Below are 11269 nucleotides of genomic sequence, written 5' to 3'. Positions count from 1 at the left end.
CGGGCTCGGGCTCGGGCTCGGGCTCGGGCTCGGGTGTCGGGGTGAGCGTCGGCACCGAGGAAGAAGTCGGCGCATTGATGGGGCAGGGCGCGGCGACCGAGTCGACCGGATCCGCGGCCGGCGTAGCATTCGTCGAGAGGAGCGTGGGACATGTCTCAGGGACAGCGGGCACCGCGGCAGCCGGATCCTCCGTTGCAGCAATAGGGGCGTCGTCGGCGAGGGACCGTGTGGGTGTCCCGAAAATCGCGAGGGCGACGATGACGGCGGCGGCGAGCGGCGTCGCCAGGTACCGCGGCGGGACCGGGGGCAGGGAAAGGCGGAGACGAAATCGGGGGGAGAGGTTCATGAGTCTCCGCAGTTCACTGTTTCAGGGCATCGATTCAGGGCATCGACGGGCAATTCCGGGGCGGTTGCAACGGGTTAGCGGGTCACATCATGACATGGGCCCGAGGGGCCGACAAGCGATTGACGCAGCCCGGATTCCGTGCTGTCCTGCGACGCCTGCGGGGCCTCAGGCCAGCGGCCCGACCACGCCCGCCGCGGCATCCCGCACCGCGCCCGACGCCACGAGGCCCACGATCGCCTCGATCTCGGGGGAGAGAAACCGGTCGTGGCCGGGGCCGTCGGCCACCGTGCGCACGAGGGCCCGCACCGCGCCGGTGGCCGCGCCGGGAGTGAGCGGCGCGCGCAGGTCGAGCGACCGCGACGCCGTCATCACCTCGATCGCGAGCACCCGGCCGAGGCCGTCGATCGAGTGCCGCAGCTTGCGGGCGGCCGCCCACCCCATCGACACATGGTCCTCCTGCATGGCCGACGACGGGATCGAGTCGACGGATGCCGGCACCGCCAGCCGCTTCAAAACCGACACGATCCCGGCGGCGGTGTACTGGGCGATCATCAGCCCCGAGTCGACGCCGACCTCGTGCGCCAGGAACGGCGGCAGTCCCTTGTTGCGGTTCGCGTCGAGGTGGCGGTCGGTGCGCCGCTCGCTCATGCTCGCGACGTCCGCGGCGGCGATCGCGAGGAAGTCGAGCACGTAGCCCACCGGGGCGCCGTGGAAGTTGCCGTTGGACTGCACCCGGCCGTCAAGGGTGACCACGGGATTGTCAACCGCGCTGGCCAACTCGCGGCCGGCGATCAGGGCGGCGTGGTCCATCGTGTCCCGGGCGGCGCCGTGCACCTGCGGGGCGCAGCGGATGGAGTAGGCGTCCTGCACGGTGGGGTCGTCGGGACCGGAGTGGCTGGCGAGCAGCGGGGAACCGGCCAGCAGCGCGCGCAGATTGGCCGCGCTCGTGGCCTGGCCGAGCTGGGGGCGGAGGGCCTGCAGGTCGGCGGCGAAGGCGGCATCCGTGCCGAGGAGGGCCTCGACACTCATGGCCGCAGCGATGTCGGCGGTCGTGAGCAGGCGGGACAGGTCGGCGAGGGCGAGCACGAGCATCCCGAGCATGCCGTCGGTGCCGTTGATCAGGGCGAGCCCCTCCTTATCGGCCAGCACGACCGGGGTGATGCCGGCCGCGGCCAGGGCCAGACCGCCGTCCATCAGGGTGCCGGACGCATCCCGCACCAGCCCCTCGCCCATCACCGCGAGCGCGCAGTGCGCGAGCGGTGCGAGGTCGCCCGAGCAGCCGAGCGAGCCGTATTCGTGTACGACGGGGGTGATCCCGGCGTTGAGCAGGGCCGCGTAGGTCTCGGCGACCACGGGCCGCACGCCGGTGCGCCCGGTCATCAGAGTCGACAGGCGTAGCAGCATCAGCGCGCGCACGACCTCGCGCTCGACCTCGGGACCGCTGCCCGCGGCGTGCGAGCGCACCAGGCTCGCCTGCAGCTGGGCGCGGCGGTCGCTCTCGATGAACGTCGTCGCAAGAGCCCCGAAGCCGGTAGAAATCCCGTAGTGCGGGTGCACGTCCTGCGCGAGTCCCTCGATGATGCGGCGGGTCGAGGCGACGCCCTCACGCGCCGCCACGGGCAGCAGGACGGGCGCATCGTGGCGGGCCACCGCGGTGACGTCGGCGAACGAGATCGGGCCGGTACCCACGGTGACGGATGCGCTAGCGAGGTTCATACTCCGATTCGACACCAGCCGGGCCGCCCGCACGACGGGATTAGAGTGGATGCTGTCCGGGATACCGGACATTCAGTGGTGCCGTTCACGCACACCGTTCACGGGAGGCAGGCGCATGACCCCGTCGAAGGTTCCGGCGGCGCAAAGCACGCTGCGCATCCTCTCCCATCTGGCCACGCAGCGTGGCCCGGTGCCGGCGTCCCAGATCGCCACGGCCCTCGGCCTGCCCCGCTCGAGCGTTTACGACCTGCTCGCGGTGCTCGCCGACCAGGGCTTCGTGGTGCACCTGCCCGAGGAACAGCGATACGGCCTCGGACTGGCCGCCTTCGAGCTGAGCTCGGGCTTCTCCCGGCAGCAGCCCCTCTCACACCTTGGCCGTCCGCTCGTCGCTGCGCTGGTCGACCGGCTCGGTGAGAGCGCCCACCTCGTCGTGCTGCACGGGCGCGACGTGATCTACCTCGTCGAGGAGCGCGCCCCCCGTCGTCCGTCGCTGGTGACGGATGTCGGCGTGCGCCTCCCGAGCCACCTCACCGCGAGCGGGCGTGCGCTCCTCGCCGCGCTGCCGGCAGCCCAGCTCCGGGCGCTGTACCCCAACGCCGCCGCCTTCGCCACGCGCCACGGCCGGGGACCACGCACCACGGCGGAGCTGCGCACCCTGCTTGAACAGGTGCGCCGGGACGGGTATGCCCTGGAGGACGGGGAGATCACGGAGGGGATGGCATCCGTTGCCGTGGCCGTGCGCGACCACGCGGGCTGGCCCGCCGCGGGCATCGCCGTCACCTTCCCACGCGAGCGCATCGCCGAGGCGGACTGGCCGGCGCTCGCCGCGCAGCTCGGCGGCACCGCCGCGCAGCTCTCCCGGCGCATCCGCGGCACGTAGCCCTGCGGCGCATGTGTTGCCTGCCCTCGGCTCCCCGCCTCCGCGCTGCCTGCCGTGGCTCGCGGCCTCCACAACGCTCGCGGCGCACCCTGTGGAGGCGGGCGCACGTTAGAACATGTGCCCGCTTCCCTACCCTGCGCCGCGAGGACGCGCCGCACCGCCGGCCCGCCGCCGCCAGACGGCCTCGCAGCTACTCACCGAGCGTCGTGTGAAGGAAGGCAGCCACCTTCTCGCGCATGGTTGCGTCGAGGATGCCGATCGAGTGCAGCGTTCCCGGCACCGTCACGAGCTCGTGGGCGACGCCCGAGCGTTCGAGTGCCGCCGCATACCCGGTGGCCTGCGACAGCGGAATGTACTCGTCGGTCGACGAGCCGAGGAATACGGGCGGATCGCTGCGGTCAAGGGTGCTCGCCGGCGACGCGGCCGTGGCATTGGCGCAGTCGCGCAGGGTTTCGCAGCCGACGTAGTCGCGCACAATGTTTTGCAGCCCCGCGGGGGCCCGGCCCGTGACGAGCGCCTTGTGGCTGAGGTCGAGCGGCGCGGAGAGTTCGGCGACCGCGGCGACCCGGGCCCCCGTGGTCAGCGACCCGGAACCGCGGGTGCCGAGCAGAGCGGCGAGGTTGCCGCCGGCCGAGCCGCCGAACACGCCGATCCGGTCGGGGTCGATGCCGTAGGTCTGCGCATTGACGGGGTCGCGGGCCCACTCCACGGCCAGGGCGACGTCGTCGAGCGCGGCGGGGAACACGGCATCCGGTACCATCCGGTAGTTCACCGAGTAGGCGACGAATCCCTCGGAGGCGAGCCAGGCGCAGACTGCGCGCCAGTCGCTGTTGCCCTTGTCGCCTCGGGCCCAACTGCCGCCGTGGATGGAGATGACGGCCGGACGCAGCGCGGTCGCCGCGTCCTCCGATGACAGCACGACCGGCGGCGCCGCCTCGAGGGTCGTTTCCCCAGCGGGGGTGATCGCCGGCGAGCACACGTCGAGAGTGAGCACGGCACCGTCCGCCTGGGTGCCGTACTCAACATTTTCGTCGACCGTGATGCCACCTGGCCGCTCGAACGTTCGGATGCCGACGATCTGGGTCGTGACGAGCTCGCTGCGCTGGTCGCCGGGTTCGTCGGGCGTCACGGAATACAGCTGGGGGCGGAAGCCGCCGAGGAGGGCCGTCGCAGCCACGGCGATGCTCACCGCGCCGGCAATCGTCAGAAAACGGATGCGACGCGAGCCGAATCGGGGATGGCGTGGGCCGGTGTTCACGTGTGCTCCGAGCTGCGGGGTAGTGCATTGAGACTAATTCGTCTCTCGCGCCGCACCGAATCCCGTTCGGGGGGGGGGGCGGGGCGGGGCGTCCTCGCCTGGATTAGCGCGTCGGCGTCGGGTCCGGGGCCTCGTCGGCCTCGTCGGCCTCGTCGGCCTCTGGCAGGATATGCGGCCGTAGGGCGGTGAGAATGCGGGTGACGTCCATCGCGACCGTCGCCGCGACCCCCAGCGACATCACCGGGGCAGAGTTTCGCCGCTCGTCCAGCTCGGTCATCAGGTCCGTCAGAGCGGCACCCGCCTCGGCGAATGCCGCCTGCTCGTCATCATCCGTGTCCCAGTCCCGCAGCACGGCGGCCGCGGCGTGTAAGGTCCGGCCGAGCGCCGGCCGCAACTCGGGGTGCAACTCGAGCTGGACCGGCTGACCCCAGACCGCCGCGGCTAGCACCTCCGTCAAGTCGCGCACGTGGAAGGTCACGTCCTCAAGGGCCGACAGCTCGTCGTAGTCCGAGCGAAGATCCCGCTGATGCACGCGGGCGCGCGGGTTGCCCTTGCGACTGTCATCGGCGTGACTGACCGCCACGCGCACCGCGCGGCCAACCGCCACGAGCTCCTGACTGCGGAAGGCCCAACCGTCCCGTTCAGGCGGCCAGCTGTCGGCCAGGGCGTCGGCCACCTCCGAGAGCTGGTCGGCCAGGGTGCGGCGAAAGCGGATCAGCTGCTGGCCGACGGCTTCGAAGGCCAACGGCGGAAAGAAGAGGAGGTTCACGGCGAGGCCGATCACGATTCCCAGCGTCATCTGCACCAGATACCCGATGGAATAACCGTCGGCATTCGGCCCGCCGACGATCAGCACGAACAGCGCCGTCACCGGAATGTACTCCCGGCTGGCGCCGAACCAGCCGGTGGCCGAGATCGCGGCGCCGACGCCAACCGCGAGCGAGATGGTGAGAACGTTCGGCTCGCTCAAAACGATGACCGCCCCCGCGAGCAGGATTCCGACGGTGAGGCCGCCCAGGGTCTGCAGGGCGTTTCGCACCGAACTCATCAGCGTCGGGTACATGCTCACTAGCGCGCCCAGCGGGGCGTAGTAGGGGTAGTCATCCGCCACACCAGGCAGCAACGGCGCGATCGACCAGGCGATGGCGACGGCGATGGCGGCCTTGACCGCCTGCACGATTCTCGGGCTGGTCGCGGCCACTCCCAGCCAGGACACCGTCCTCCGTGCGCGATGCACACTCACCTGCGCCGAAGTGCCGGCGGCTGCCCGATCCCGGGTCATGGCCGGGTTCCCGGGATCGTCTTGGCGAAGCAGACGCTGAAGGCTTCGCCCACGTACTGACCGAACAGGGGAACCTCCCGGTAGCCGACGCTCCGATAGAAGGAGAGCGCCGCATAGCTCTCCGGCCCGGTCTCCGGCACGATTTCTCGGATGCCGCGGGCCGCGGCATCCGTCTCGATCCCCGCCAGCAGGCGGGCGGCCACGCCGCGGCCCCGGGCGTCGGGGTGCACGAACATGCGCTTCAGCTCCGCCGCGCTGGTCGTGCCGGCCCCACCCACCAGCGCGGCGATCCCCAGGGCGCGGGCCGTCGCATCCCGCACGACGTACACGGCGACACCCGGCTGCTCGAGCTCGTCGACGTCGAGCAGAAAGTTGCTCTCCGGTGGGTACAGCGAGTGGGCGCAATCGCCACTCAGTCGCAGCAACTCGGCGATCTCCGGCTGCCGCGGGGACTCAATGTTGATGGTCGTCAGCATGTGAACAGAGTAAACGGTGAAGGTGATCCGTGACATTGCGGCATCGATCAGGTAACGTAGACAGGTCGGCTCTTGACACCGTGTGTTTCTTTGTGTGCGCGGATGGGTTTGTAAGTCAGGATGGGCCGGTTTCCCAGTAATCCGCTGGTGAAAAATCACTGTATGTGAACGGCCCCGGCCATAGACTGCCCGGGTTCTCAGGTTGCGTCGCGTGTGCGGCGTTGTTCTGCCATGTACCCAATACAACCCAGGAACATTTTCCATGCCTAAGAACTTCGATCCCAAGTACTCCGCCAAGGGTGGACCGTCCAAGGGCGGCAGCAAGAGCCCCGGACACCGCGGCCACAACGCCGCCGAGGGTGCACCCAAGAAAGCCCGGTGGAACGCCGGCGAGCGGGCCGACCGTGCCGCCGGCCGCCCCGCAGGCAATGACCGTCCGGCCTACGGCAACGGCCGCCCTGCCGGCAACGACCGTCCGGCCTACGGCCAGCGCTCCGAGCGCCCCACCTACGGCGACCGCCCGAACCGCAGCGACCGTCCTTCTTCTGGTGGTGCCCCGCGCGGAGACCGCCCCTCGTACAACAGCGACCGTCCCCGCAGCGACCGTCCCGCGTACAACACCGACCGTCCCCGCAGCGACCGTCCCGCGTACAACACCGACCGTCCGTCCTACGGCGATCGCGCCCCGCGTACGGATCGTCCGGCGTATAACAACGACCGTCCGTCGTACGGCGACCGCGCCCCGCGCACGGATCGTCCGGCGTACAACAACGACCGTCCGCGCACGGATCGTCCGGCGTACAACAACGACCGTCCGCGCACGGACCGTCCCGCGTACAACAACGACCGTCCGCGCACGGACCGTCCCGCGTACAACAACGACCGTTCCCGCACGGACCGTCCGTCCTACGGCAACGACCGACCCTCCTACGGCGACCGTGCCCCACGCACGGATCGTCCGGCGTACAACAACGACCGTCCGCGCACGGACCGTCCGTCCTACAACAACGACCGACCCTCCTACGGCGACCGTGCCCCACGCACGGATCGTCCGGCGTACAACAACGACCGTCCGTCCTACGGCGACCGTCCGGCCCGCACCGAGCGTGGCGGCTACGACCGTTCCGAGCGTTCGAACTCCGACCGTCCGGCGCGTCCGGCCCGCTCGGCGTCCGATGGCGGCCACTCCAGCAACTTCTACCCCGACCGCGACACCAAGGCGCACTTCGCCGCTGGTGACGACGTCGTGCTTGAGCGCCTCGAAGCCATCGCGACGACGGCTGCCGAAGTCATCGGCGTGACCTTCGGCGACCTGGGCCTCGGTGAGAACATCGTGCGCGAGCTTGCCACCCTCGGTGCCGCAGCGCCGTTCCCGATCCAGGCCGCGACCATCCCGGACGTACTCGCCGGGCGCGACGTGCTCGGACGTGGCAAGACCGGTTCCGGCAAGACCATCGCCTTCGGCGCTCCCCTCGTGGAGAAGCTGCTGGAGAACAACGGCGCCAAGGACCGCAAGATGGCCCGCAAGCCCCGCGCGCTCATTCTGGCCCCGACCCGTGAGCTGGCCCTGCAGATCGACCGCACCATCCAGCCCATCGCCCGCAGCGTCGGCCTCTTCACCACCCAGATCTACGGCGGCGTTCCGCAGTACCGCCAGGTCAGCGCCCTCCAGCGCGGCGTGGACATCATCATCGGCACCGCCGGTCGCATCGAAGACCTCATCGAGCAGGGTCGCCTCGACCTCCGCGAGGTCGTCGTCACCGTCCTTGACGAGGCCGACTACATGTGCGACCTGGGTTTTCTCGAGCCGGTTCAGCGCATCCTGCGTCAGACCAAGAAGGGCGGCCAGAAGCTGCTCTTCTCGGCCACCCTCGACAAGGGCGTCGCCTCGCTGGTCAAGGAATTCCTGGTCAACCCGGCCGTGCACGAGGTTGCCGGCGAAGATCAGGCCTCCTCCACCATCGACCACCGCGTGCTCGTCATCGAGCACCGCGACAAGAGCGCCATCATCGGCCAGCTCGTCGACCGCCAGGGCAAGACGCTGATCTTCTCGCGCACCCGTGCCTACGCCGAACAGCTCGCCGAGCAGCTCGAAGACGCCGGCGTGAAGGCCACGAGCCTGCACGGCGACCTGAACCAGGCTCGACGCACCCGCAACCTGCAGATGCTGACCAGCGGTCGCGTCAACGTGCTGGTGGCAACGGATGTCGCGGCTCGCGGCATCCACGTGGACGACATCGACCTGGTCATCCAGGCCGACGCTCCCGACGAGTACAAGACCTACCTGCACCGCTCCGGTCGTACCGGGCGCGCCGGCAAGTCCGGTACCGTCGTCACGCTCATCCCGAAGCAGCGTCGCCGCCGCATGGATGAGCTGCTGGGCCGCGCCGAGATCGAGGCCTCCTTCACGAACGCGGCCCCCGGCGACACGTCGGTGCGCGACCTCGCCGGAATGTAGTCGCCAGCAACTCCAGCACCTCCTGAAATAACGCGAGAAGGGGCATCCGCCGTCACGGTGGGTGCTCCTTCTCGCGTTGCGGGTCGGGCAGGCCTCAGCGGCGAGCTGCGCGATGCCCGGCTGCCCGCACGATGGCTTTTCGGACCTCCTCGATCCAGAGCACCGACGACCCGACCAGCACGCACAGACCCCATTGGCCCGAGGTGAGGGAGGTCGTGTCGAAGAGTCCCTGGAGCACGTCCATCTGCACCACGAGGACCTGCAGGATGATCACGGCGGTGAGTGCCAGCCAGATGCTGCGGTTGGTGAACGTCTGGAGTGAGAAGACGGAGTGGGTGTCCGAGCGCACGTTGAGCAGGTTGAACACCTGGTAGAAGACGAAGGTCGTGAACGCGAGGGTGGTGGCGAAGGCCGCGTTGCCCGCACTGTCCGGGAACAGGGCGGACGCCTGGGTCAACACGGTCAGGGTTCCCGCGGCCATGACGAGGCCGAGCCCGAGAATACGCAGCATCCTGTCCCGAGTGAGCAGAGGTTCGTCGGACGGGCGCGGAGGCCAGCTCATCGTTCCGGGTTCGGCCGGATCCAAGCCGAGCGCCAGTGCGGGTGGGCCGTCCATGATGATGTTGACCCAGAGGATCTGAAGCGCCGTGAACGGCGCGCCCGCGGCCCACCCGGTGACGCCCGCGATCAGGAAGATGAGCACGAATCCCCACGCCGTGGTCAGCTGGAACCTGACGAACTTCAGGATGTTGGCGTAGATGCCGCGTCCCTCCTGCACCGCGGCGACGATCGTGGAGAAGTTGTCGTCGGTGAGGATCATGTTTGCGGCGCCTTTGGAGACATCCGTGCCGGTGATACCCATGGCGATGCCGATGTCGGCCTGCTTCAGGGCCGGCGCGTCGTTGACGCCGTCACCGGTCATTGCAACGACATTGCCGCCGGCCTGCAACGCCCTGACCACCCGAATCTTGTGGGCCGGGGTGACCCGGGCGAGCACCCCGTAGTCAGCGGCCCGGGCGGCGAGCGCGTGGTCGTCGAGGTCGTCCAGCGTAGGACCGGCAGCAGCCTCTCCGGGCAGGCCCAGGTTGCGGGCGATGGCCGAGGCCGTCACGAGATGGTCGCCCGTGATCATGTGCACGCGGATGCCGGCGCCGAGCGCCACCGCGATGGCCTTGGCCGCCTCAACCCGGGGTGGATCGACGATTCCGACGATGGCGTAGAGGGTCAGACCGGTGACCAGGGAGCGACCCGCGTCGTCGCCCGGAACGGTGCCGGCGTCGAGGGTGCGTCCGGCGACCATGATCGTGCGCAGGCCCTCACCGGCCAGTTCCTGGATGGTGTCGTGGATTCGTTGCTGCATGGTGGCATCGAGAGGGCGGATGCCGTCGTCGGTGAGCACCGAGTCGGTCAGGGGCAGCAGTGCGCCCGGTGCGCCCTTGGCGAAGCAGCGGTGTCCGGGCGGTCGCGGCAGTCCGGTCGTCGGCTCTGCCGGCCGGTGGAATGTGGCCATGAATTTGTAGTCGGAATCGAAGGGCACTTCGGCTACCCGGGGGTGGGTCCGCCTCGCAGCTGCGACGTCGATGCCGCCCTTCTCGGCGAGTACGGCCAGGGCTCCTTCGGTGGGGTCGCCGACCAGCACGCCGTCGTTCAGTACGGCGTCATTGCACAGGGCCATGGTTAGGAACGCCTCGGTGAGGTCAGGCAGGGGACGGTCATCGCCGGTGAGGATCCGGCCGTCGGTGGAGTAGCCCTCGCCGGTGATGCGGAAATCGCGGCCATGGGTGTGCAGTCGGCGGGCCGTCATCTCGTTCATGGTCAGCGTGCCGGTCTTATCGGTGGCGATATGGCTGACGCTGCCGAGGGTTTCCACCGCCGAGAGCTGCTTGATGATGGCGCCTCGGGCGGCCAGCCGGGAAGCGCCCATCGCCAGGGTGAACGCGACGACCGCGGTGAGACCCTCAGGAATGGTCGCCACGGCCAGCGAGACGGCGGTGATCAGCAGCTCGGTCCAGGACTCCCCGCGCAGGAGGCCCAGCACGAAGACGATCGCCACCACGACCAGCGCCGCAACGGTGAGCAGCTGGGCCAGCTGGTCGATCCTCCGCTGCAACGGTGTTTTGTCGTTCTTCACCTCGTTCAACAGCACCGCGATGCCGCCGACGGCCGTGCCCATGCCGATGTCGGTGACCACCATGGTGGCGCGGCCGCGAGTGACCAAGGTGTTCATGAAAAGCATGTTGGTGCGGTCTGCGAGCGGCAGTTCCGCATCGTCCAGAGCGGGAATCGTCTTCCCGACCGGCTCGGATTCCCCGGTCAGGGTCGCCTCGGCCACCTGCAAGCCGGCATTCTCGATGATGCGACCGTCCGCCGGAACGGAGTCCCCGGCATCGAGGAGCACGATGTCGCCCGGCACAAGATCGGAGAATTGCACCTCGAGTTCGGTTCCGTCCCGCCGAGCGACGGCCTTGCCTTCCGACAGCTGCTGCAGCGCCTGGAGGCTGCTCTCGGCCCTCCGCTCCTGCACATAATTCAGAACGGTGTTGAGGATGATCACGACCAGGATTACGATCGGTGTCTCGAGTTCCCGCGAGACGACGGCGCTGACGACCGCGGCCACCAGAAGCACGATCGTCATCTTCTCTCCGAGAAGGCGCAGGATCTTGCGCCAGGTCGGCACGCGGTCCGGCTTACGCAGCAGGTTCGGTCCGTATCGCCGACGGCGGTCGTCGACCTCGGATGCGGCGAGCCCGGCGCGGGCGTCGACGTCCTGCGCCGCCGTGGTTTCAGCGGCCGAGAGGGTGTGCCAGGCGGCGTGCTCGGTGGCCGCCGCTGCGGGAGAGGTGGTGGGCATCC

The 11269-nt window shown here is 69.5% G+C and carries 7 protein-coding genes and 1 pseudogene; 2 read left to right on the top strand and 6 right to left on the bottom strand.

The annotated features are described in order from the left end of the window. Together CXY81_RS16015 and hutH are read right to left on the bottom strand one after the other, a co-directional pair. A pseudogene (locus tag CXY81_RS16015) lies at positions 1-346 on the bottom strand (hypothetical protein); the annotation flags it as partial. A gap of 165 nt (positions 347-511) precedes the next feature. Then, positions 512-2062 (bottom strand): histidine ammonia-lyase, encoded by a 1551-nt coding sequence (hutH, locus tag CXY81_RS04730; protein WP_104194145.1) that lies wholly within the window; start codon positions 2060-2062, stop codon positions 512-514. Positions 2063-2177: 115 nt separating this feature from the next. Here hutH and CXY81_RS04725 point away from each other — a divergent pair, with 115 nt between their 5' ends. Continuing rightward, entirely contained in the window at positions 2178-2942 is a 765-nt protein-coding gene (locus CXY81_RS04725; RefSeq protein ID WP_104170558.1) for an IclR family transcriptional regulator, read from the top strand. A 190-nt stretch (positions 2943-3132) separates the two neighbouring features. Here the strand turns inward: CXY81_RS04725 and CXY81_RS04720 are convergent, their stop codons facing one another. From CXY81_RS04720 to CXY81_RS04710, 3 genes are all read right to left on the bottom strand, one after another. Then, a complete protein-coding gene (locus CXY81_RS04720; RefSeq protein ID WP_104194144.1) occupies positions 3133-4200 on the bottom strand; it encodes an alpha/beta hydrolase in 1068 nt (355 codons plus the stop codon). A gap of 103 nt (positions 4201-4303) precedes the next feature. Then, complete coding sequence (locus tag CXY81_RS04715; RefSeq protein WP_146067617.1) at positions 4304-5416, bottom strand: aromatic acid exporter family protein; 1113 nt, start codon at positions 5414-5416, stop codon at positions 4304-4306. 62 nt (positions 5417-5478) lie between these two features. After that, positions 5479-5958 (bottom strand): GNAT family N-acetyltransferase, encoded by a 480-nt coding sequence (locus tag CXY81_RS04710; RefSeq protein WP_104194152.1) that lies wholly within the window; start codon positions 5956-5958, stop codon positions 5479-5481. 262 nt (positions 5959-6220) lie between these two features. On the opposite strand from CXY81_RS04710, the gene CXY81_RS04705 reads away from it, so the two are divergent. Further along, positions 6221-8416: a DEAD/DEAH box helicase gene (locus tag CXY81_RS04705; RefSeq protein WP_104194143.1), complete on the top strand. Its 2196-nt coding sequence runs from the start codon at positions 6221-6223 to the stop codon at positions 8414-8416. Positions 8417-8510: 94 nt separating this feature from the next. Here the strand turns inward: CXY81_RS04705 and CXY81_RS04700 are convergent, their stop codons facing one another. Continuing rightward, positions 8511-11267, bottom strand: a complete 2757-nt coding sequence (locus CXY81_RS04700) for an HAD-IC family P-type ATPase (RefSeq protein WP_104170554.1) — start codon at positions 11265-11267, stop codon at positions 8511-8513. Positions 11268-11269 lie beyond the last annotated feature (2 nt).

It is taken from the genome of Cryobacterium sp. M25, assembly GCF_002929635.1.
Classification (GTDB): Bacteria; Actinomycetota; Actinomycetes; order Actinomycetales; family Microbacteriaceae; genus Cryobacterium; species Cryobacterium sandaracinum.
The sequence above is the reverse complement of the archived record's forward strand: the minus strand, read 5'-3'. Positions and strand labels throughout refer to the sequence as shown.